The sequence below is a fragment of the Brevibacterium luteolum genome, assembly GCF_025147615.1.
GTDB classification, from domain to species: Bacteria; Actinomycetota; Actinomycetes; order Actinomycetales; family Brevibacteriaceae; genus Brevibacterium; species Brevibacterium luteolum.
Genome location: NZ_JALXPM010000030.1, coordinates 1 through 21,387 on the forward strand (window position 1 = coordinate 1; position 21,387 = coordinate 21,387).

A 21,387-nucleotide genomic window follows, 5' to 3' on the forward strand; every position below is an offset into this window, starting at 1 on the left:
ATTCCACCACGCCTGGCACGAACGCCACGGCTGGCGATCCACACTCATCAACGGACTACCCGCCTGGATACCACCCCAGACCCTCGACCGAACCCAACGACCGCTCTTCCACTCCCGATTCCAAGCCGAACTAGCCGACCCAGTCACACTCTTCCCCGAATGATGTATCCGCCTGCCTAAGCGGGCTACCGCCGGAGCGCTCCTCGTGGGGTGACCGGACGTGCTCGCCGCATCACCCCACCGGCAGCTCAGTCCATCACGAGCCCGTTGTCGACGATGAGGTTCTGGCCGGTCACCGCGCGTGAAGCCGGTGAGGCGAAGAACGTCACTGCCGAGGCGAACTCCTCCGGCGTCGTGACATGCCCCAGAGGCGTGTTCGCAGCGATAGCATCGAACACCTCATCAGGGGTGGCCGAGGACGCGTCGGTGGTGCGCAGCAGCCCGCCGGAGACCATGTTGACGCGCACACCCAACGGGCCGAGGTCCTTGGCGTAGGTGCGGGTGAGCGAGAGCAGCGCGGCCTTCGCGGCGGTGTAGTCGTGGTAGGGCACGACGGGGTTCTGGAACAGGTTGGTGCCGATGTTGACGACCCGACCCGAACCGATCTCGCGGAATCCGCTCATCGCAGCCTGAATGACGTGGATCGCCCCGCCGACGGTGCCGCGGAACTGCTGCTCGAAGGCGGCGAAGGCGATCTCATCGGCGTCCGGGCGCTCATCGCCGTTGAAGGAGAAGTCGACAAGCGCGTTGTTGATGACAGTGGAGACCGGCTGGCCGAACTCCTCGCGGGCGGTCTCGAACATCGCCACCACCTGGCGGAAGTCGGTGACGTCGGCTTCGACGGCCAGCGCGCGACCGCCTCGGGCCCGGATCTGCTCGGCGAGCTCCTGGGCCTGGTCAGCCGAATAGCGGTAATTGATGACGAGTGCCGCGCCTTCGCGGTAGAAGGCCTTGACGAGCGCGGCGCCGAGCCCGCGGCCGCCTCCGGTGACAAGGACGAGCTGTTCGTTCAGCGGCAGCGCCGCCGTCGTGTGAGCCTGCGCGTTCGACATCGAAACTCCCTAAGGCTGGGGCCGCACGCGGCCCGTGGACGTGAGGTGCCACCAGCCTATCCGGTTCGCACCGGTCTGAGCAGTGCGCGCTCAGCGGGGCTCAGCCCCGTCCGGCGCGTTCGGCTGCGCGGCGCTGCCGGCGGGTGAGGAACTCTCCGTCGCCAGCGGCCTGATCCCCTCCCGACGCGGTGGTGGCCGGTTCCGAGGCGGTGGTGGCCGGTTCCGAGGCGGTGGTGGCCGGTTCCGAGGCTGAGGTTCCCTCCGCCTCGGCGACGTCGCGTGCTGGGACGGACGCCTCACCCGGGCGGGTCGCAGCGGCGCCGTCAGCGGGACGGTCGCCGTCCTCGCCGCCGGGCAGTTTCGAACGGTCGAAGCCGAGCTTCCTGCCCGGGGCGGTGAGGGGGTAGAAAATGAGGAACCACAGAACGATGAGCACGCCTGCGATGATGAGGATGCTGCCCCAGGCCGGGATCGTGCGGTCGAAGGCGAGCAGCGCTTCCTGCAGTGCTCCGGCGGTCGCGGTGGAGATGATCTCCGGGACGCCGACGAGGCCGTTGGTGGCCATGAAGATGACGCCGACGGCGATGAAGACGATGCCGGAGATGAGCGAGGTCGTGTGGAAGTCGCGGCCAGCGATCGTGATCGTCTTGCCGCGCAGCCACGAGATCCGATCGGCGCCGAGCTTCTGCCAGACAACGGCGATGACGAACACCGGCACCGCGATGCCGAGCGCATAGACCGACAGGTAGAACATGCCGGTGAGCGGACTGCCGCCCGAGGCCGCCAGGGTGAGCACGGCACCGAGGATCGGGCCGGTGCAGAACCCGGCGACACCGGAGACGATGCCGAGCACGTAGGCACTCAGCAGCGAGGCGGTGCCGCCGCTGCCGGCGCCGGGGTTGCGCAGACTCTCGGGCATGAAGCGGCCCAGGTCGAAGCCGAGCCCGAAGATCTGCAGCAGCCCGAAGATGATGAGCAGGACGCTGGCGACCATGATGAGGGTGGTGCGGTGGGCGGTCAGCAGCGCGCCGATGAAACCGGCGCCGGCACCCATCGGCAGCAGGATCGTGAGCAGCCCGATGAAGAACATCGCCGCCCGGCCGACGAGCTTCGTCCCACCGGAGACACTGAAGGCGAAGAACGCCGGGATGAGCAGCGCCCCGCACGGGCTCAGCAGAGCGAGCACGCCACCGAGGAACACTGCGGTGAGTCCGATGGTCATGAACTGCCTCCTGCCTCGTACGGGTTGTCCTGCTCAGCGGCCTCGATGGCCTTCTGAAACTCCTCCAACGGCTGTGCACCGGACATCGGCTGCCCGTTGATGACGAAGGCCGGGGTGGAGAACGCACCGACCTCGGCGGCCTCTTCGGCGTTGTCGCGCACGTGCTGGTAGGCCTCATCGGATTCCATGTCGCGCTCGAACTGCGCGAGGTCCATGCTCAGCGCCTGCGCGGCCGCAGTGAGCTTCTCCTGTGTCAGGTCAGGGGGGTCGAGCGGCTCGCCGTCGCCGAACAGGCTCTGGTGGAACTCGATGTAAAGGTTCTGCTGGCCGGCCGCCCACGCGGCGCGGGCGGCGCGGTTGGAGTCCTCGCCGAAGAAGTCGACGTCGCGCCATTCGATGCGCAGCTTCGCCTCATTGAGGTACTGGTCGATGAGCTGCGGTTCGACCTCGGCGGAGTGCTTGGCGCAGAACGGGCATTGGAAGTCGGTGAAGACGACCATCGCCACCGGCGACTCGGGGTTGCCGAGCCCGAAGGGGTCCTCAACGTCACGCCGGGCTTCGCCGGGGGTCTCGCCGTCGGAGTCACCGTCGGCAGCAGGCGAAGCGCCGGCACCGGCGTCACCTCCCTGGCCAGCCGTTCGGGTCTGCTCAGCCACCGGGGCAGGCTGGTCGTCCTCGTCGATGACGAGGATGAAGATCGCGATGAGGGCGATGACGAGGATATTCACCGGAATCGCCCAGAACCAGAAGGGACGCGAATTGGCACGCACGTCCCCACCATAACGAAGGCTCTGGCGCCTGTGCACACGCTGAACACAAGGTCACCTGCCGCTTAGGGCGAGACTGTCAGGCGCACCGCCGCGCCTCGGAGCAGACGGGGATATAGGGTGTCAGCACAGCCTCCTCCCCTGCCCAGCCGCCTGCGCGGCATCCCCATCCGGAAGGCGACTTCGACGTGAACCGCACTGCGGGACTTCCCACCCTGACCCTCGGCGCACCCTGCCTGCTGGCTGCCAGCCTGTCCGTCTGGATCGAGGTGCTCTTCGCCTCGCTGCTGCTGGCAGCCACACTGGCGCTCACCGCGGCAGGCCTCACCTTCATCCTCCTCGGCGTCTTCGCGCGCTACGCCAGCCGCGCGGTGCGCGCGGCGTTCCTCATCGGCTGCAGCCTGGCTGCCGGGCTGTTCGCCTTCGGCACGCTGCGGCTGCTGCTGGACAACCTCGCCCACTCAGGTGGCGCCAACATCGGTGCCGGGCTCATGTACCTGGCCGGCAGCCTGCTGACCGCCCTCGCCGGGCTCATCGTCCTCACCGTCGCCGTCGTCGGCGCGATCGAAGCGCAGCGCGCGGCGCGCACTCCGGCCGCAGCGACACCCCCGGCTGCAGCGACCGACCCAGGTACACCGACAACCGCCCCTGCACCCGTGACCGCCGACCCGACTGCCGGCCGGACAGGTGATGACCTGCCGCGCATCCGGCGCATCATCGGATTCGCCTGCCTGCTCAGCGCCGCACCCCTGTTCATGGCCGTGTCCACCTGCACCGACGCGCCGGCGACGGATTCGGCGTGGCCGACTGCCTGCCTGATCCTCTTCAGCTGCTGCGCTGTCATCCTCGCGATCAGCGGGGTATGGCTGCTGGCCCACCCGCGCATAATGCTCGCAGCCTGCCTGCTCATCTACCTCCTCGGCCTCGGTCTGCTGTTCGCCCGGCTGCCGCGCTTCGCCTCCGACGGCGAACTCGACCACGACGCCCGCCTGAGCGTCATCGAACTGCTGACGATCGGGGCCCCGGACCTGCTGGCAGCCATCACCGCCGGCCTCGCCCTGGCGATCGCTGTGCGCCTCACGGTGCGCAGCACCCCCACACCCCGGTGACCACAAGCCCCCTTGCTGTCAACGAGCAGCCGCACACCGCCTCGGGCCCGGTGCCGTCGATCCTCGCCTCCAGCTCCCTGCCCGGGGCCGCGACCGCCGCCTGAGCGCGCAGGGACGCCGAACGCCGGGCACCTGCCGGTTGCAGTGATTTGCCAGCTTGGGTATTAGGATGAGTCGGAGACTCTGCACCGTCAACCTTGCGAAACGGACCCTTCTTTGAACGGCAATTCGACTTTCCGGCATTCCAACGTCGCGCTCCTCGGCCTGGTCGAGGTGACGGCACCCGTGGAGGTCACCTCGGCCTCCTTCGACCAGCGACTCGCCGGAACCCTTGAGCGTCTGGGACTGCCCCACGGCCTGCTCGAACGCGTCGCCGGGGTCAACGCCCGCCGCAACTGGGAGCACCCCTCGGACTTCTCCACCGGTGCCGCCGAGGCCGGGCGCAGGGTGCTGCGCGAGACCGGCATCGACGCCGAGCAGGTCGGGCTCATGATCAACACCTCCGTCACCCGCGAGAACCTCGAGCCCTCTGTTGCGGTGTCGATCCACCACGGCATCGGCCTGCAGCCGCACGCCATGAACTTCGATCTCACCAACGCCTGCCTGGGGTTCGTCAACGGCATGACCCTGGCAGCGACGATGATCGACTCCGGCCAGCTCGACTACGCCCTCATCGTCGCAGGTGAGGACGCCTCCCGGGTGCAGGAGTCGACGATCGAGCGGCTCTCCCGCCCGGAGATCACCCGGGCCGAATACCTCAACGAGTTCGCCTCGCTCACCTTGGGCTCCGGCGCCTCGGCCGCCCTGCTGGGCCCGGCGGACAAGCACCCGGAGGGCCACCGGATCCTCGGCGGGGTGACCCGGGCGGCGACGTGGAACCATCAGCTGTGCGTCGGCGACCACGACGGCATGTTCACCGACGCCAAGGGACTGCTGGAGAACGGCATGGAACTCGTCACCACCGCCTGGCACACCGCCCACGGCGACGGCTGGGACTGGCGGAACATGGACGCCTATGTCATGCATCAGGTCTCTGACATCCACACGAATTCGATCGCCAAGGCCGTCGACCTCGACACGACCCGGATCCCGAAGACCTACCCGCAGCTCGGCAACGTCGGCCCGGCCTCCCTGCCGATCACGCTCACCCGCAAGGCCGCTGAGCTCAGTGCCGGCGACCGGGTGCTGTGCATGGGCGTGGGCTCGGGCCTGAACACGGCGATGACGGAGATCGAGTGGTGAGACTGCCCGGCCTCAGCCTGCGTCCTGGCAGCTCCGGCCTGCCGGCCCGGCCCGCCTCGACGCCGGGTGCGCTGCCGGGCTGGGATGAGCAGTGGTCGCGTCTCGTGACCGTCGGCACCGTCGACGGCGAGCGCACCTTCCACGTCCTCGACACGCTGCCGGCCCTGCAGGCCGAAGGGCTCGCACCAGCCGGCACGATCCTCGCTCTGCACGGCAACCCCACCTGGTCCTACCTGTGGCGCCACCTGGCTGCCGTTTCGCTTGACCGTGCCCGAGGCGGGGGTCCCGTCTGGCGGGTCATCGCCCCGGACCAGCTGGAGATGGGATTCTCCGAACGCCTCTCACACACCGGCCTGCCGACCACCCACGGTCCTGGTTTCCGGCGCATCGCCGAACGCGTCGCGGATTTCGACGCCGTTGTCACCGAGCTCCTCGCCGAGCGCCCGGCCGAGCGCACCGTCACCCTCGGCCACGACTGGGGTGGGGTGCTGTCGCTGACGTGGGCGGCCCGCAATCAGGACCGCATCGACGCGGTCATCTCACTCAACACCGCTGTCGCCCAGCCGGAGGGCACCCCGATCCCGGCACCCCTGCAGGCGGCTCTGGCCGGGCCGATGCTGCCGCTGTCAACAGTGCGCACCGACTGGTTCCTGCGCACCACCCTCGCCCTGGCCCAGGGCTCGCTGACCGATGCACAAAAGGACGCCTTCCGCGCCCCGTACCGCACGGCTGAGCTGCGCGGCGGGATCGGCGCCTTCGTCGCTGACATCCCGGCGGTCGAGACCCACCCGTCGTACGCCGAGCTGCAGCGCCTCGGTGACGACATCGCCGGCATCGACCTGCCGGCCCTGCTCATCTGGGGGCCGAAGGACCCGGTGTTCTTGGAGCGGTTCCTGCGCGATCTGCGCCACCGCCTGCCCCAGGCCGATATCCACCGTTGTGAGAAGGCCTCCCACCTCGTCAGCGAAGACGCCGATGTCGCCGGCATCGTCCTCGACTGGCTCTCCGCCCAGTTCGACGCACCTGGCCAGGCGACCGGGACTGCTGAGGCAACGGGCGCCTCGGGAGCGGCCGACGACCAGGCGCCCACCACCGCTGCTCCGACCACCTCCCGGATGATCTACGATGCGCTGGCCGAACGCGCCGACGACGAGGCGATCGCCTCGGTCGACATGTCCCAGAACCCGCCGCAGTCGGTGAGCTGGCGGCAGCTCTCCGGCGTCGTCGACGGAATCGCAGCCGGACTGCAGGCCCGCGGCCTGGCGCCCGGCGACCGGGTGTCGCTGCTCGTAACCCCCGGCAACAACCTCACAGCCGCCGCCTACGGCGTGCTCAAGGCAGGCGGCACCGTCGTCGTCGCCGACGCCGGCCTCGGGGTGGCCGGGATGACCCGGGCGATCCGGTCTGCCGACCCGCAGTGGATCATCGGCGAACTTCCCGGCCTCACCCTGGCTCGCACCGCCGGCTGGCCGGGCCGGCGAATCTCCATCAGCCCCCTGCCGGGTCCCGAGCGGCTGGCGCTGAACGTCGAGACCTCGCTGACCGAACTCATCCGCGAAGGCCACGCCCACCTCGCCGCCGGTGAGCCGCTGCGCACCCCAGCACCCGCGGATCTGGCTGCGGTGCTCTTCACCTCCGGCTCAACCGGCCCGGCCAAGGGCGTGCGCTACACCCACGCCCAGCTCGCCGCCCTCATGGACGTGCTCACCCGCACCTTCGACATGCGCCCAGGCGCCGGCCTCGTCGCCGGGTTCGCGCCGTTCGCGCTCTTCGGCCCCGGCCTCGGGGTCACCAGCGTGACTCCGGACATGTCGGTGACGAAACCGCGCACGCTCACCGCCGCGGCCCTAGCCGATGCCATCGCCGAGGCGGACTGCACGATGGTCTTCGCCTCACCTGCCGCCTACACCAACGTCTGCGCGACCGCCGGTGACCTCACCGAGGCACAGCGGGCCGCCTGTGCCGGGGTCGAGCTCGCGCTCTCGGCCGGAGCGCCGGTGCCGCTGTCGCTCATGAACCAGGTGGCAGAGGTCTTCCCGCACGCACAGATCCACTCCCCCTACGGGATGACCGAGGGGCTGCTGCTGGCCGATATCGACCGGCACGCAGTGGCCACCGCCGAGGCGGAGGGCACCGCGCGCACGGACGGCACCGGCTCGAACGGCACCAGGTCGGACGGCACCGCGCGCACCGACGGCGCCGATGATGCAGGCCCAGGTGCACAGGCGGCGCGCGGCGTGTGCGTCGGCACCCCGATCGACGGGGTGCGCTTCGCCCTGGCCCCCATCGGCGCCGACGGCCGGTCTGCCGATGAGCTGCTGACCGGGACGGACGCCCAGCAGGTGCTCGGAGAATTCGTCGTCTCCGCCGCCCACATCAAGGACGGCTACGACCGGCTGTGGTCGACCGACCAGCAGGCCGGCCGCGACACGCTCGACGGACAGCGCTGGCACCGCACCAACGACATCGGCCACATCGACACCGCTGGCCGCATCTGGATCGAAGGCCGCCTCCAGCACATCATCACCACCCCGGCCGGGCCGCTCGGCCCCGGCGGGATCGAAGCGCTGACCGACCGCGACCCGGCAGTCTTGCGCTCGGCGGCCGTCGGCGTCGGACCGACCGGCACACAGGCACTCGTCCTCGTGCTCGAACCCGCCACCGGCAGCGACCCGGAATCCCGCGAACCCCTGGCCCCCGGCCTGGCACCGCTGCCGGTCGCCCAGCGACTGCGCGCTCAGGTGGCCGCCGTAACCGGCTCGGACGTCGCCGCCGTGCTCATCGCCCCGTCGTTCCCGACCGACATCCGCCACAACTCGAAGATCGACCGCTCCCGGCTGGCTGACTGGGCCGCCGCCGTGCTGGGCGGCGAGCCGATCCGCACACCCTGACGACCCCCTCGGGACCGGCCAGCACATATCGCACCAGCCAGCTCACCAGGAGGAACAGTGAAGATTCTCGTCACCGGCGCATCCGGTCTGCTCGGCTCCTCAGTCGCTGCCGCACTCGTCTCCGCCGGGCACACGGTCACCACCCTGCAGCGCCGCCCCTCCGGGGTCGGCGGGGCGCGGGACATCGCCGCCTCGATCACCGATGCTGCTGCCGTGGCCGAGGCGGTGGCCGAGCAGCAGGCGGTCGTCCACCTGGCAGCGAAGGTCTCAATGGCCGGGGATCCGGCCGATTTCGAGGCGATCAACATCGCCGGCACCCGCACACTGCTCTCAGCGGCCCAGGATGCAGGGGTGAGCCGGTTCGTGCACATCTCCTCCCCCTCGGTCGCCCATGCCGGTGACTCGCTTGTCGGCGTCGGGGCGGGCCCGGCTGATCCGGAGCATGCCCGCGGTGAGTATGCGCGCACCAAAGCCCACGGCGAACTGCTGGCACTGGCCGCTGACAGTGAGGATTTCCGGGTGCTCGTGCTGCGCCCGCACCTCATGTGGGGGCCAGGGGACACGCAGCTGACCGAGCGGATCATCGACCGCGCCCGCGCCGGCCGGATGCCGGTGCTCGGCACCGGGGCGGCACTTGTCGACACGCTCTACATCACCAATGCCGTCGACGCGATCGTCGCCGGGCTCACCGCCGTCAACCGCCACCACGGGGAGGCGCTCGTCGTCACCAACGGCCAACCGCGGCCGGTCGGTGAGCTCATGACCCAGATGGCGCTGGCCGGAGGGGCTCGCCGCCCGAAGCTCAGCGTGCCCGTGCCCGCCGCCCTGGCCGCCGGCACCGTCGTCGAAAAGGTCTGGGATCTCGCCGCCGAGGTTGAGGACACGCTGGCCGGCCGGCTGCCCGAGACGACTGCCGCCCGCCTGCACGAGACGCTTTCCGATGAGCCGCCGTTGACCCGGTTCCTCGCCGAACAGCTCTCGACCGCCCACTGGTTCGACCAGCGCCGCACCCGCGAAGTCCTCAACTGGACGCCCCGGGTGAGCATCGAGGAGGGGCTCGGCGAACTTGCCGCCCACTACGGCGGCACCGCACCCGACCCTGGGGCCGCGCTGACGGTAGGCCGCTGATGCTCAGCATTGACGGACTCGTCGCCGGCTACCCGGCGGGATTCGCCCTGCCGCCGCTTAGCCTGCAGCTGCAGCCCGGGTCGATCACCCGGCTGGCCGGGGCGAACGGGGCCGGCAAATCGACCCTGCTGCAGACGATCGCCGGCCGGCAGACGCCGCTTTCCGGCCGCGTGCTGCTCGGCGGCGAACCGGCAGACCACACCGGGTCTGCCTGGAAGCGGCAGGTTGCAGCCCTCCTCGGCGACGACGCCTGGCTCACCGGGCTCACCGCCGGTGAGCACCTGACGCTGCTCGCCCGCGCCCATGACGTCACCTCTCCCGAGGCGGCCATCACCGAGATCTGTGCCGCCCTCAACCTGCCGATCCGGTTCCTCGACGCTTACCCGGAGGCGCTGTCCAGCGGGCAGCGGCGCAAGGTGCTGCTGGCCAGCGCCCTCTTCCGGTCAGCCGAGGTGCTGCTACTTGATGAGCCCGAGCAGAACCTCGATGCCGCCTCGGTCCAGGCGCTGCGCCGCCTGCTGATTGCCCGCGCGGAGAGCGGCACGGCGATTCTGCTCTCCACCCACGACGACGCGCTCATCGACCCCGAGCGCACCACCACCGTGCAGATCTGCGAACACCCCGACGGGACGCTGGGCTATGACGCCGCCTGACCCGGCCCTGCCGCACCCCCTCACCCCTGCCGGCCTCGCCCGGCTCACCCGCAGCCGCCGCCCGCACACGCTGAGCGCCGGGGCGGTCTACACCTACGCGCTGGCCGCAGCCGTGTTCATCGCCGTCCTCGCCTCGGCCGCGCAGTCCCTGGCCGCACCGCTAGTCGCGGCGCTCACCGCCGGGCCGGCCGGCACCGTCGCCGAGGCGGTGGTCGCCTCCCCGTTCCCCGTCCTGCAGTCGGTCCTCATCGCCGCGTGCGGGATGTTTGTGCTCACGTGGCTGCTCACCCGCCTCGGTCCGCTCGGGCTGCCCGAGCCAGTGCGGGTGTGGCTGTTCCAGCACCCGGGCTTCAGCCCGTCCTGGCTGCGCCGCCGCCTGAGTGCCGTCATCCTCGGTGGGGTGCTCGGCGGGATCATCATCGGGCTGCTGGCGGTCGTGCCGCACCTGTCCTGGCAGGTCACCGGTGGCGCGGTGATCCTCGACCTCGGCATCACCGCAGCTGCCGCGATCGCACTTGTGGGCGTGCTGGCGGCCACCGGAGCGGCTGGTGCCCTCATCCTCATCGTCCTGCAGGCTGGCCTGTTCGGCACGACGGTCGACACTGAGCATCTCGGCGACCGGCTGCTGTGGGCGGCGGTCGCGGCACTGGCGGTGCTTGCCCTCACCGCACCGCTGGGCGACTTCGCCGGTCCGGTCATGCATGCTGCAGCGAGCGGTCTGAGCGCACCTGTCGCGCTCGGTTTCACCGCAGCCCTCGTATTGACCGTCGTCAGCGCAGCCGTGTGGATGGTGCTGAGGCCCCCACGGTTGTCGTGGCCGCAGCTCGAAGCCGGGTCGCGGTCCTCGCAGCTCATGCGCTTCGGGCTGGTGACCGCCGATGCCAATGCGATGGCCACCACCCTCTTCGCCCGCCTGCGCGCCTGCCGGAACGCATCCGGTCAGCTGGCACGCCTGAGGCGGCTGCCGTCCCTGCTGGCCCTGCCGACCGGACTGCTCATCGGGCTGACCCGCACGGCAGGCGTACCGGTGCTGCTCGCCATAACGGTGCTGCTGCCGTGGGCGGCCAGCGCGCTGCCGCTTGGTCAGCTGCCGGTCGCCGGTGTCCTCATCGCCTGCCTGAGCCTGGGGATCGCCGGCTGGCTGGCCGTCATGAGCGTGCGCGCCTGTGCTGCGAACCCTGCCTTCACCGAGGTGTTCCCGTTTGGCAGCGGCACCTGCCGGCTCCTCATCGCACTCACCCCTGCCACCGTGCTGCTGCCTGCCGGTGTGCTCGTCTTCCTACCGATAACCGTCCAGCTCGGTCAGCCGGTCCTGCTCGCCCTCGCCTGCCTCTTCGCACTCCTGTGCGCGGCAGCCGCGACGCATGCGGCGCTCCGGCCGCCGCCGAACTGGCTGGCACCTGCGGTCATGACCGAAGCCGGGGCGCTGCCCGTCGGCGTCATCGCACAGCTGACCACCCCGGTCCTTATGACATCGCTCGGCGCGTTGGGCATGCTGCTGGCTGCCAGCACAGTGGTCTCACCGGCAGCTGGTGCGGTGCTGCTGGCCGGCGTGGCCGGCTGGGCGGTCTACCGGCTGCGTCGCAGCGGACACCAGTGACCTGGTGACGAGGGGTCTCAGTCGGTGCCGTCTGGTCGCCCGGCACCCGGTTCGCGCGGCCCGGCCTGCTCGCCTCGGCGGCGGGCGTTGCGGGCGGCCTCGCGCTGGGCGCGGCGCAGTTCGCGCTGCTCGTCTTTGGCGGCCTCTTCGACGGCGATGCGCTTGTCGCGGTCGGCGTTCTCCTCACTCGGGCTGATGATCTCCCAGACGATGAGGGTCGCCACCAGCGTGACACCGGCGACGGTGCCGAGGCCCAGCGCACCCCACGGGCGGGGCAGTGTGCCGAGCCCGATCGCCCAGTGGACGCCGAGCACCGCGAGCGCGGCCAAGGCCAGGGCAACGACGTAGCGCATGTTTCTCCAGCTCCTTCGCCGGTGTTCCTGCGCACCGGCACGTGTCTGCAGACCCGACCACCGCCTCGGCGACGGCGCCCAGCCCTGCCTGAGGGTGAGCCGTGAAGTTCGGGGACCCGCTGTTCAACTCTGGTGTGTTGTAGGCAACAATAGAGTATGAGCGATCACACCGACAGCGCCGTCTCGACGGCGCAGCAGCCGACAGACACTCCCTACGACCGCGCCTTCGCCCGGGCCGCCGAGGATCCTGAGGGCTTCTGGCTCGACGCCGCTGAGCTCATCGACTGGGTGAGGAAGCCGACCCGCGCCCTCGACAGCTCGCGCGCCCCGATCTACCGCTGGTTCCCCGACGGTGAGCTCAACGTCTGCTACAACGCCCTCGACCGGCACGTCGACAGCGGCCGCGGGTCTGATACCGCGCTCATCTACGACTCCCCGGTCACCGACCAGATCAAGCACTACAGCTACGCCGATCTGCTCGATGAGACCGCCCGGTTCGCCCAGGCGCTGGCCGAGCGGGGCATCAGCAAGGGCGACACCGTCGTCATCTACATGCCGATGATCCCCGAGGCGGTCATCGCGATGCTCGCCTGCGCCCGGCTCGGCGCAATCCACTCGGTCGTGTTCGGCGGATTCTCCGCCAACGAGCTGGCCGTGCGGATGAACGACCTGCGCCCGAAGGCGATCATCTCGACGTCCTGCGGCATCGAACGCAACCGGACGATTGAGTACAAGCCCCTTCTCGATGCCGCGATCGAGAAGGCCGAGGAGGACCCGGAGTTCACCGTCATCGTCCAGCGTCCGCAGCACGAGTGCGAGCTGACCGACGGCCGCGACCTCGACTATGCCCAGCTGCTCGCCGCGACCACCGAGCACGCCCCGTGCACGCCGGTCGCCTCCACCGATGAGCTCTACGTGCTCTACACCTCCGGCACCACCGGCAAGCCCAAGGGGATCGTGCGCGACGGCAGCTACGCGACCGCACTCGCCTGGTCGCTGCCGAACATCTTCGGTTTACATCCCGGCGACACGATGTTCACCGCCTCAGACGTCGGCTGGGTGGTCGGCCACTCCTACATCGTCTACGCTCCGCTCATCGGCGGGGTGACGACCGTGCTGTTCGAAGGCAAGCCGATCGGCACACCGGATGCCTCGACGTTCTTCCGGATCGTCGCCGAACACGACGTCGACGTCTTCTTCGCCGCCCCGACCGCCATGCGCGTCATCCGCAAGGAGGACCCCGACGGCGAGATGATGAAGCGCTACGACATGGCCTCGCTCAAGGCCTGGTACATGGCCGGTGAGCGGCTCGACCCGGACACCTATGAATGGACGACCGAGAAGCTCGCCGAGGCCACCGGCCGGTCGATCCCGGTCATTGACAACTGGTGGCAGACCGAGACCGGCTGGCCGATCGCCGCCAATCCGATCGGCCTGCACACCTACCCGCTCAAGGCCGGCTCACCGACGAAGCCGGTGCCCGGCTACCAGGTCGAGGTTCTCGACGCCGCCGGCAATCCGGTGCCGGCCGGCCAGGACGGGCTCGTCGTCATCCGGCTGCCGATGCCGCCGGGCACGATGGCCACCGTGTGGGATGATGACGAACGCTACGTCTCCTCCTATCTCTCGGCCTTCGACGGCTATTACCTCACCGGCGACGGCGGGCTCATCGACGACGACGGCTACGTCTACGTCATGGGCCGCACCGACGACGTCATCAACGTCGCCGGTCACCGCCTGTCGACCGGCATCATGGAGGCCGCGATCGCCGCCCACCCGGCCGTGGCCGAATGTGCGGTCATCGGCGTCTACGACGCAACGAAAGGCCAGATCCCGCGGGCGTTCGTTGTGCTCAAGGACGGCCCGGAGACCGACGAGGAGAAGGTCAAGGCCGATCTCGTCTCGCTGGTCCGCTCGGACATCGGCCCGGTGGCGGCGATGAAGCGCGTCGACGTTGTCTCCGCGCTGCCGAAGACCCGTTCGGGCAAGATCCTGCGCAAGACGATGCGCGAGATCGCCGACGGCCGCGAGGACGTCGTTGTGCCCTCGACGATCGAGGATCCCGACGTGCTGGAGGACATGCGCAGCGCACTGCGGGAGGCCTGAGACGCACTGCGCTCACTGCGGGTCCTGAGTCGATAGCGGCCAGGGCCCGCAGTGCAGTCACCGCACGACGGCCGGAGGCGCTCGGGACAGGGCGCGAAAGTCTACGACAAACGTGCAGAGAGGCTCTGCGAAGGTCGTAGACGATGAGGCCGCCTCGGCTTCAACGTCAATGAAGATCTCTCATAGTGCGGACGCATGGAGGTTTCTTTCATCTGCCCTGGCTGAAGCACCCAGCCCGACGGTTGAGACCTCAATGACCGCGCCGGTCCGCATGTGCATGCCGGATGCGGCAGGTGGGCATTGGAGCTGCAATCCGGGATTCCCACGCACAGTGCAGCCGATGATCAGACTTCAGTCAGATTCGGGGCCTTGAGAGATCACAAAACGGTTGCGATTGTTAAACACGTCGCCGAGACCGGGACGGGAGACCATCCCCAGATCTCCTGTCAGCCTCACGGGCAGCTGGGCTCAGCAGACACAGCACAGAGTCAATCAACCCCTGAAAGAGCACCGTCATGAAACTCTCCAAGACACTGCTGGCCACCGCTCTCGCTGCCGGCATCCTCGGCGGCGGGATTATGGGATCACCGGCGATGGCCGCCCCGAGCTTCGACCCGGCCGCGGCTCCGGTCGAACAGCGGCAGGAGGCATTCACCACCGTGGCCGACCTCGACCAGACGCAGATCGACAACGCCCGCACCATCATCGGTGTCGGACGCGGTGGCGCACTGCCCGACCAGGGCATCGTCATCGCCCTCATGACCGCAATGCAGGAATCCTCGATGTACAACCTCGACTACGGCGACCGTGATTCGCTCGGTCTGTTCCAGCAGCGCCCGTCGATGGGCTGGGGTGCACCCGAGCAGGTGACCGACCCGGTCTACGCCTCGAAGTCCTTCTACGGCATCAACCCCGAGGGCTCGAACCCCGGTCTCATCCAGATCAACGGCTGGGAGAGCATGGCCCCGACCCAGGCCGCGCAGGCAGTGCAGCGCTCGGCCTACCCTGATGCCTACGCCAAGTGGGAGCCGCTGGCCCGCGAACTGCTCGCCGCCCAAGGCGACGCACCGGCGATCCCCTGACCCTGCCGGTCGTCCCCGCTGATCCGATGACTTCCTGAGGGCAGCCCAGAACCCACAGGAAGCCGACCCACCCCTCCCCTCGCCCGGACGCATACCGGCACCGACCATCCCCACACACCCTGTGACGAACGGAGCAAACCATGTCGATCACACCCCTGTCCTCCACCGCCCGCCGCATCGGCACCGCTACCGCTGCCCTGACCCTCGCCGCAACCGGCATCGCTGTCGCCCCGGCGACCGCCGCCTCGGGACCGGACACCGCAGCCACCCAAGAGCAGACCGTCGAAAACGACCGGCGAGCCGAGATCATCAACCGCGCCCAGTTCTGGGTCGACCAGGGCGTGCCGTACAGCATGTCCGCCTACTACCCGGACATTAACGGCAAGAACTACCGCACCGACTGCTCAGGATTCGTCTCCATGGCCTGGGCACTTGACGACAGCCTCAGCACCGTGACGCTCGTCGACGTCGCCCATCCGATCGCCAAGGAGGACCTGCAGCCAGGTGACGTGCTCATGCGCGGCGGCCCGGGCACCGGCGGCGCTGCAGGCCATGTCGCCATCTTCAACGGCTGGGCCAACGCTGAGCAGACCGCCTACCACGGTCTCGAACAGGCCGGCGACGCCGGAGCTGTGGCCCGGGAGATCGGCTACCCGTACAACGGACTGGAGGGCTTCGAAGCCTACCGCCTCAACAGCCTCTGATTCCAGCGCCATCCCACCGGCACCGACATGGGAGCGGGTCTGAGCGCAGCTGGGGCCCGCTCTCGTCGTGCCCCCTGCAACCGGGGCCCGTGACTGTGACGAAGTCTGCACCGCACCCCCAGCCGACGCGGGTGTCGAAATCCGCCGGGCACGGGCTAGCATGTCTGCCATGGCCAGCTCCACCCGCCGACCGCAGCTCGTCGGCCCCGCCATCGGATTCAGCATCACCGCAGCGATCCTCGCCGCGGTGTACGTCGTCGTCTGGGCCATCGGCGCGATGGGCGTGACCGGCCCGACGATCGTGCGCCAGTGGGAGCTCAGCCACGTGGACCGGCTCAACAGCAGCCAGCTCGATCACGCCGAGACGATCATCAGCGTCGGCCGGGATGCCGACCTGCCCGATGACGCCATCGTCATTGCGCTCATGACCGCGCTGCAGGAGTCCTCACTGCGCAATCTCGACTACGGCGACCGCGACTCACTCGGCCTGTTCCAGCAGCGGCCCTCGCAGGGCTGGGGCACACCTGAGGAGGTGCAGGACCCGGTGTGGGCCGCGCAGTCCTTCTACGGCGTCAATCCCCAAGGACGCAACCCGGGGCTGGTGCACATCTCCGGCTGGGAGTCGATGACCCCGAACGAAGCCGCCCAAGCGGTCCAGCGCTCGGGCTTCCCGCACGCCTATGGCCGATGGCAGTCGCTGGCCGAGGACATCCTCGAGTCCCACGACACCGTCACCGCGTCACCCTGACACCCACGAGGATTCAATGGCAGACCACACGATCGCTGAGCACACCGTCACAGCATGGTGGAGCGATTCACAGCACGGTCGAGTCGACCGCGACGATCCACACATGCTGAGCGTGACACATCCAGGTATGGGAGCTCCCGCTCAATGCTTTCGAGCCTTTCACAGGGAATCCAGCATCTTCTGATAATTTGACTATCTCCCAGTAAAACAACCGCGATGCGACCATCGTCGCCTGCGGCCCGTCGTCCAAAGGTACAGTCCTCCCATGCTCAACGAAGCCGACGCATCTTCCCTCCGACGCACACACGACGACCACCCCCACGTCTCCGAAACACCGTTGACCGACGTCCCCACCAATGTGCGCGATGATCTGACGATCAGCCGCACGGCAGAACTGTTCAAGGCCCTGGCAACCCCGTCTCGGCTGCGCATCCTGCTCGTGCTCTCGCACGGTCCGACGACCGTCTCGAGCGTGGTAGAGCAGACGGCGCTGTCCCAGCCGCTCGTGTCCCAGCACCTCAAGCTGCTGCGTGGACTGCACCTCGTCAGTGTCGACCGCGTCGGTCGCGAGGCGATCTACTCGCTCAAAGACGACCACGTCGCACACATCATCGTCGACGCCATGACCCACGCAACCGAACAGCACTTCTGATCGCCGGTGCGCGGCTGAACACCTCCCGCCCCCTCATCATCACCTTCGATACGACGCTTAGGCCCCGCTGCGGCCAGGCTCAGCGGGGCTTATTGCTGCTCAGGCGACCTCGGACATGTCGGGGGACCCGAGTAGGACATAGCACAATACGGCATCCGTCACTGCACCGTGGCAGACCCGCCTGTCGAGGAATTCCGCGCGGAAAGGCGCAGCTAGCGCGCCGGTCGCCGGCCGCGTGTGCGCAGCAGGCGCATGCCCCCGGAGACGAGCCACACCACTGCGATGACGACCGCAATGCCGGCCCACTGGCCGATCGCCAGCTGCTCTCCGGCGAGCAGCGTGCCGAGCAGGACCGCAGTGATCGGCTGAGCGAGCATGAGCGAGGCGGTCTCAGTGACCGGCAGGCGGGTGGAGAACACCGCCAGCAGGCCCCATGCGCCGGCCTGACCGAGCACTGCCAGGCCGACCATCGCCGCCCAGCCGCCGACCCCTAGATCGAAGTCGAAGCCGCCGAGGATGAGCCCGCCGATGAGGGTGACAGCGCCGGCCGAGGTGGTGGCGACGAGCACCGGGGTGACGATGAGGCCCGGGTCGAGCACTCGGCAGCGGTAGGTACCGTAGATGTAGACGCCGTAGAGCACACCAGAGAGCACCCCGAGAATCGCCCCGCGCAGGGGAGCGGTTGCACCGGGGTCGACGCCGAATGCGCCGCCGGTCAGCAGCATGCCCACGAGCATGACCGGCATGCACCACAGGAACAGCCGGCCGGGATGCTGACGGTGCAGCAGCCACACGAGAGCGGGGAAGACGACGACCTGAACGCTGATGAGCACCGTGGAGACACCGACGCCGGCGTCGTAGACGCTTTGGGCCCACATGATGTAGTCCAGACCGAGGAACGCTCCGGCAGCTGCGGCGACCCCCACAGTCCGGCGACCGGGCAGACCACGGCGGGACACCTCGGCGACGGCGAAGGGGGCGAGCGCGATGATCGCCAGCGCGCAGCGCAGGAACGCCGCCGTCGAGGGGGTGGCCTGGGCGAGAATGAGCAGCAGCGCCGCCGAGCCGAGGCCGACTGCGGCGGTCAGCACTCCGAGGCGGGCGAGTGCTGGCGAGTCGGTCAGGCTCACCGGCGCCTCGGTGCTGCGGGGACGTCAGGCTGCATGGCGCAGCCGTTCGGTGAAGGCCCTGATGCGGGTCAGGGCTGCGAAGATCTGGTCGGGGCCGGCGGCCAGCGACAGGCGCACGCACTCGTCGCCGTGGACGTTGTCGAAGTCGAGGCCGGGTGAGAGTGCGACTCGCTCCTCCTCCAGAAGTGCCGCGCACCATTCGGTGGCTGTGGAGTAGGGGCCGAGGACATCGGTGATATCGGCGTACATGTAGAAGGCGCCGTCGCAGGGTGCGAGGTCTTTCCAGCCGAGTTCGCCGACGGCGTCGAGGACGTACTGGCGGGCGGCGGCGAAGCCGGCCACGGCAGCCTCGCCCTCGGCATAGGCGGCTTCGGAGAAGGCGGCGACTCCGGCGTGCTGGGCCGGCACGGGGGCGCACAGGGTGATGTTGCCGGCTAAGCCGGCGGCGGCCTGGTGGATCTCCGGGGGCATGATCGCCCAGCCGAGCCGCCAGCCGGTCATGCCCCAGTACTTCGAGAACGAGGAGATGACGATGGCGTCGGGGTCGTAGGCGATGGCGGTCTCGCCGTTGGGATTGCCGGATTCGGTGGCCTGCGTGCCGGGGAAGGTGATGCCGTGGTAGATCTCATCGGAGATCAGCTGAACGCCGTTGTCCCGGCACCACCGGCTCAGGGCGATGAGGCTGTCGCGGTCGAGCATCGTGCCGGTCGGGTTGGCCGGTGAGGCAACCATGAGGCCGCGCAGCGGAGCCTCGGCTTGGGCGGCTTCGAGCAGTTCGACGGTGGGCTGGAAGCGCTCGTCGACGCCGCAGTCGAGTTCGACGACCTCGCAGCCGAGGGCGGTGAGGATGTTCTTGTAGGCGGCATAGCCGGGCCGGGCGAGTGCGACGCGGTCGCCGGCGTCGAAGGCGGCGAGGAAGGCGAGCAGGAACCCGCCGGAGGAGCCGGTGGTGATGAAGAACCGGTCGGCCGGCACATCGAGGTCGTACCAGCGTCGGTAGTGACCCGACAGCGCCTCGCGCAGCTCGCGGATGCCGGTGACCGGCACATAGCCCAGGTCGGTGCCGTCGCGCATGATCTCCTCCGCCCGAGCGCGCACAGCGGCCGGCGCGCCCTGGCCGGGTTCGCCGACGCACAGGGAGATGACGTCCTCGCCAGCGGCCTTGAGTTCGGCGACCCGGGAGACGATGTCCATGACGGCGAACGGGCGGACGGCCTGGGCTCGCTCAGAGATGCGGATGCTGCGCTGTGTCATACCGCCAGCTTCTCATACCATGCCCAGCTGATCCCGGCCCGACAGGCGCGAGAGCCCGCCGGGTCGCCGCACCGGATCGCAGCGCCCATCGCCGCACCGGATCGCAGAGCCTGTCGCCGCAGTGGTCGCCTACTGGTCGCCGACCGGCCAGGTGTGCACCGGGGCCCCGGTGGACTGGTGGCGGATGTAGAGCTCGAGCAGTCGCTTGAGGGCGTCGCGGCGCTCGGCGGTGTCCGGTTCGGTCAGCCGCGGTTTGAGCGCCATGAGCGTGCGCAGCTGCCAGGTCGCGCCGTTCTGCCGGGTGCGGGCGCGGGCTTCGATGATGTCCATGTACTCGTCGATGATCGCGGCATCGACGTCAAGCATCTGCAGGCCCTTGCGCGCCTGCGGCACAAGCGTGGTGCGGATGAGGTCGGCGACGTCGACGCGGCCGAGCTTGGGCCACAGGATCCGCGAGTACAGCCCGGAGCGGGCAGCGGCGAAGAAGTTCTTCTCCGCATCGGGAAACGACAGCCGTGACCACACCGGCCGGTTCTCCTCACCCATGTACTTCACCACGCCGTAGTAGAAGGCGGCATCAGCCACGAGGTCGGTGACCGTGGGCCCGGCCGGCAGCAGCCGGTTCTCCAGCCGCACATGGGCGAGATCGCCGTCGGCAGCGTAGATGGGCCGGTTCCAGCGCCACACCGTGCCGTTGTGCAGGTTGAGGTAGTGCAGGGCCGGAGAGCTGCCGAGCATCACCGGGGTGCCGGACTCCTCGCGGCTTTCGGGCAGCATCGGCGGGAAGTAGCGCACATTCTCCTCGAAGAGGTCGAAGACGCTGGTGATCCACCGTTCACCGAACCACACCCGCGGGCGCACTCCCTGGGTGACGAGCTCGGGGGTGCGGGTGTCGATCGATTGGGTGAAGACCGGGATGCGGTTCTCATGCCACAGCTTGTACCCGGCGAACAGCGGGGCGTTGGCGCTCAGCGCCACCTGGGCTGCGGCCATCGCCTGCGAGGCGTTCCAGGCGGTGGCGAACCGGTTGGGCGGGACCTGCAGGTGCAGCTGCATCGAGGTGCAGCTCGATTCGGGGGCGACATCGGTGAAGTCGTGCCGGTAGTACTCGCGGTCGTGGACCTCGATGCGCACAAGCTCACCGCGCATGTCGATGACGGCATTGCTCAGCGCCCGGTACCGGTTCTCATCGGTGACCCAGCTGGGGTCTTCGAGGAACTCAGTCGTCAGCGTCGGCAGCGTACCGATCATCGCGACCTTCGCGCCGTGCTCGGCTGCTGCGGCATGGGCCATGTCGAGGCGGGACTGCACCCCGTCGTGCAGCTGTGTGAGGCCATCGCCCTGGACGGTGAGGACGGGATGGTTGAGCTCGATGTTGTAGGCGCCGATCTCAGATTGGAAGTCCGGATGGTCGATCGACTCGAGCACCTTGCGGTTGATCTTCGCCGGCTGCATGTCCGCATCGACGAGGTTGAGCTCGAGTTCGAGGCCGATCGTACCCTGGCTGGAGAACTCCGCCTCCTGCAGATACGAATCGAAGGTCTCCAGATCCGCATTCAGCTGCTCGCGGTACGTCGTCCTCTGCTCCGGCGAGTAGCGCTGCCGCGAAACGTCATCTCCCATGGCTCAATGATACGTGCCGGGACCGCGCCTGGGCAGGCCTGCGGCATACAATGGTCCCGACTGGTACGCCG

General features: G+C 69.1%; 18 protein-coding genes. 11 read left to right on the top strand and 7 right to left on the bottom strand.

From position 1 onward, the window contains the following. Window positions 1-248 precede the first annotated feature (248 nt). The 3 genes from M3C25_RS08680 to M3C25_RS08690 form a co-directional block, all read right to left on the bottom strand. Window positions 249-1,052 carry a 3-oxoacyl-ACP reductase gene (locus tag M3C25_RS08680; RefSeq protein ID WP_259855915.1) on the bottom strand — a complete coding sequence of 268 codons (804 nt, stop codon included), beginning with the start codon at window positions 1,050-1,052 and terminating at the stop codon, window positions 249-251. A 100-nt stretch (window positions 1,053-1,152) separates the two neighbouring features. Further along, window positions 1,153-2,274: a cytochrome c biogenesis protein CcdA gene (locus M3C25_RS08685; protein WP_259855917.1), complete on the bottom strand. Its 1,122-nt coding sequence runs from the start codon at window positions 2,272-2,274 to the stop codon at window positions 1,153-1,155. Next, window positions 2,271-3,044, bottom strand: coding sequence for a DsbA family protein (locus M3C25_RS08690; protein ID WP_102162384.1), 774 nt, complete (start codon window positions 3,042-3,044; stop codon window positions 2,271-2,273). The genes M3C25_RS08685 and M3C25_RS08690 overlap by 4 nt, the downstream gene beginning before the upstream one ends. A gap of 185 nt (window positions 3,045-3,229) precedes the next feature. Here M3C25_RS08690 and M3C25_RS08695 point away from each other — a divergent pair, with 185 nt between their 5' ends. The 6 genes from M3C25_RS08695 to M3C25_RS08720 all read left to right on the top strand — a co-directional run bounded on the left by M3C25_RS08695 (window position 3,230) and on the right by M3C25_RS08720 (window position 11,664). Beyond that, window positions 3,230-4,150: a hypothetical protein gene (locus M3C25_RS08695; protein WP_259855918.1), complete on the top strand. Its 921-nt coding sequence runs from the start codon at window positions 3,230-3,232 to the stop codon at window positions 4,148-4,150. A 216-nt stretch (window positions 4,151-4,366) separates the two neighbouring features. Beyond that, window positions 4,367-5,392: a 3-oxoacyl-ACP synthase III gene (locus M3C25_RS08700; protein ID WP_170273723.1), complete on the top strand. Its 1,026-nt coding sequence runs from the start codon at window positions 4,367-4,369 to the stop codon at window positions 5,390-5,392. Then, window positions 5,386-8,283, top strand: coding sequence for an alpha/beta fold hydrolase (locus M3C25_RS08705; protein ID WP_259855920.1), 2,898 nt, complete (start codon window positions 5,386-5,388; stop codon window positions 8,281-8,283). The genes M3C25_RS08700 and M3C25_RS08705 overlap by 7 nt, the downstream gene beginning before the upstream one ends. A 57-nt stretch (window positions 8,284-8,340) precedes the next feature. Then, entirely contained in the window at window positions 8,341-9,411 is a 1,071-nt protein-coding gene (locus M3C25_RS08710; protein WP_170273724.1) for an NAD-dependent epimerase/dehydratase family protein, read from the top strand. Further along, the gene (locus M3C25_RS08715; protein ID WP_259855922.1) at window positions 9,411-10,064 is read left to right on the top strand and encodes an ABC transporter ATP-binding protein; all 654 of its coding nucleotides are present in this window, start codon (window positions 9,411-9,413) and stop codon (window positions 10,062-10,064) included. The genes M3C25_RS08710 and M3C25_RS08715 overlap by 1 nt, the downstream gene beginning before the upstream one ends. Continuing rightward, window positions 10,051-11,664 carry a hypothetical protein gene (locus M3C25_RS08720; RefSeq protein ID WP_259855924.1) on the top strand — a complete coding sequence of 538 codons (1,614 nt, stop codon included), beginning with the start codon at window positions 10,051-10,053 and terminating at the stop codon, window positions 11,662-11,664. Before M3C25_RS08715 ends, M3C25_RS08720 begins: the two co-directional genes overlap by 14 nt. A gap of 17 nt (window positions 11,665-11,681) precedes the next feature. On the opposite strand, the gene M3C25_RS08725 is transcribed toward M3C25_RS08720, so the two are convergent. Continuing rightward, entirely contained in the window at window positions 11,682-12,017 is a 336-nt protein-coding gene (locus tag M3C25_RS08725; RefSeq protein ID WP_165883899.1) for a hypothetical protein, read from the bottom strand. Window positions 12,018-12,173: 156 nt separating this feature from the next. Here M3C25_RS08725 and M3C25_RS08730 point away from each other — a divergent pair, with 156 nt between their 5' ends. The 5 genes from M3C25_RS08730 to M3C25_RS08750 all read left to right on the top strand — a co-directional run bounded on the left by M3C25_RS08730 (window position 12,174) and on the right by M3C25_RS08750 (window position 17,309). Then, entirely contained in the window at window positions 12,174-14,123 is a 1,950-nt protein-coding gene (locus M3C25_RS08730; protein ID WP_259855932.1) for an acetate--CoA ligase, read from the top strand. A 515-nt stretch (window positions 14,124-14,638) separates the two neighbouring features. After that, window positions 14,639-15,205, top strand: a complete 567-nt coding sequence (locus tag M3C25_RS08735; RefSeq protein WP_259855933.1) for a peptidoglycan-binding protein — start codon at window positions 14,639-14,641, stop codon at window positions 15,203-15,205. A 140-nt stretch (window positions 15,206-15,345) separates the two neighbouring features. Further along, on the top strand, window positions 15,346-15,909 hold the full coding sequence (locus tag M3C25_RS08740; protein WP_259855934.1) for an NlpC/P60 family protein: 564 nt from the start codon (window positions 15,346-15,348) through the stop codon (window positions 15,907-15,909). A 169-nt stretch (window positions 15,910-16,078) separates the two neighbouring features. Beyond that, window positions 16,079-16,657, top strand: coding sequence for a peptidoglycan-binding protein (locus M3C25_RS08745; RefSeq protein WP_165883903.1), 579 nt, complete (start codon window positions 16,079-16,081; stop codon window positions 16,655-16,657). Window positions 16,658-16,922: 265 nt separating this feature from the next. Next, window positions 16,923-17,309: an ArsR/SmtB family transcription factor gene (locus M3C25_RS08750; RefSeq protein ID WP_165883904.1), complete on the top strand. Its 387-nt coding sequence runs from the start codon at window positions 16,923-16,925 to the stop codon at window positions 17,307-17,309. Between the two features lie 212 nt (window positions 17,310-17,521). Here M3C25_RS08750 and M3C25_RS08755 read toward each other — a convergent pair whose 3' ends face one another. The 3 genes from M3C25_RS08755 to M3C25_RS08765 form a co-directional block, all read right to left on the bottom strand. Next, window positions 17,522-18,439, bottom strand: a complete 918-nt coding sequence (locus M3C25_RS08755) for a DMT family transporter (RefSeq protein WP_165883905.1) — start codon at window positions 18,437-18,439, stop codon at window positions 17,522-17,524. Window positions 18,440-18,463: 24 nt separating this feature from the next. Then, complete coding sequence (locus M3C25_RS08760) at window positions 18,464-19,693, bottom strand: pyridoxal phosphate-dependent aminotransferase (protein WP_259855938.1); 1,230 nt, start codon at window positions 19,691-19,693, stop codon at window positions 18,464-18,466. Window positions 19,694-19,822: 129 nt separating this feature from the next. Next, a complete protein-coding gene (locus M3C25_RS08765; RefSeq protein ID WP_259855940.1) occupies window positions 19,823-21,316 on the bottom strand; it encodes a glutamate-cysteine ligase family protein in 1,494 nt (497 codons plus the stop codon). Window positions 21,317-21,387: the final 71 nt, after the last annotated feature.

Bases quoted from the DNA above. Each gene is read 5' to 3' on its own strand.
- M3C25_RS08680 (WP_259855915.1), bottom strand. From the start codon at position 1,052: ATGTCGAACGCGCAGGCTCACACGACGGCGGCGCTGCCGCTGAACGAA.
- M3C25_RS08685 (WP_259855917.1), bottom strand. From the start codon at position 2,274: ATGACCATCGGACTCACCGCAGTGTTCCTCGGTGGCGTGCTCGCTCTG.
- M3C25_RS08715 (WP_259855922.1), top strand. From the start codon at position 9,411: ATGCTCAGCATTGACGGACTCGTCGCCGGCTACCCGGCGGGATTCGCC.
- M3C25_RS08720 (WP_259855924.1), top strand. From the start codon at position 10,051: ATGACGCCGCCTGACCCGGCCCTGCCGCACCCCCTCACCCCTGCCGGC.
- M3C25_RS08725 (WP_165883899.1), bottom strand. From the start codon at position 12,017: ATGCGCTACGTCGTTGCCCTGGCCTTGGCCGCGCTCGCGGTGCTCGGC.
- M3C25_RS08730 (WP_259855932.1), top strand. From the start codon at position 12,174: ATGAGCGATCACACCGACAGCGCCGTCTCGACGGCGCAGCAGCCGACA.
- M3C25_RS08735 (WP_259855933.1), top strand. From the start codon at position 14,639: ATGAAACTCTCCAAGACACTGCTGGCCACCGCTCTCGCTGCCGGCATC.
- M3C25_RS08740 (WP_259855934.1), top strand. From the start codon at position 15,346: ATGTCGATCACACCCCTGTCCTCCACCGCCCGCCGCATCGGCACCGCT.
- M3C25_RS08745 (WP_165883903.1), top strand. From the start codon at position 16,079: ATGGCCAGCTCCACCCGCCGACCGCAGCTCGTCGGCCCCGCCATCGGA.
- M3C25_RS08750 (WP_165883904.1), top strand. From the start codon at position 16,923: ATGCTCAACGAAGCCGACGCATCTTCCCTCCGACGCACACACGACGAC.
- M3C25_RS08760 (WP_259855938.1), bottom strand. From the start codon at position 19,693: ATGACACAGCGCAGCATCCGCATCTCTGAGCGAGCCCAGGCCGTCCGC.
- M3C25_RS08765 (WP_259855940.1), bottom strand. From the start codon at position 21,316: ATGGGAGATGACGTTTCGCGGCAGCGCTACTCGCCGGAGCAGAGGACG.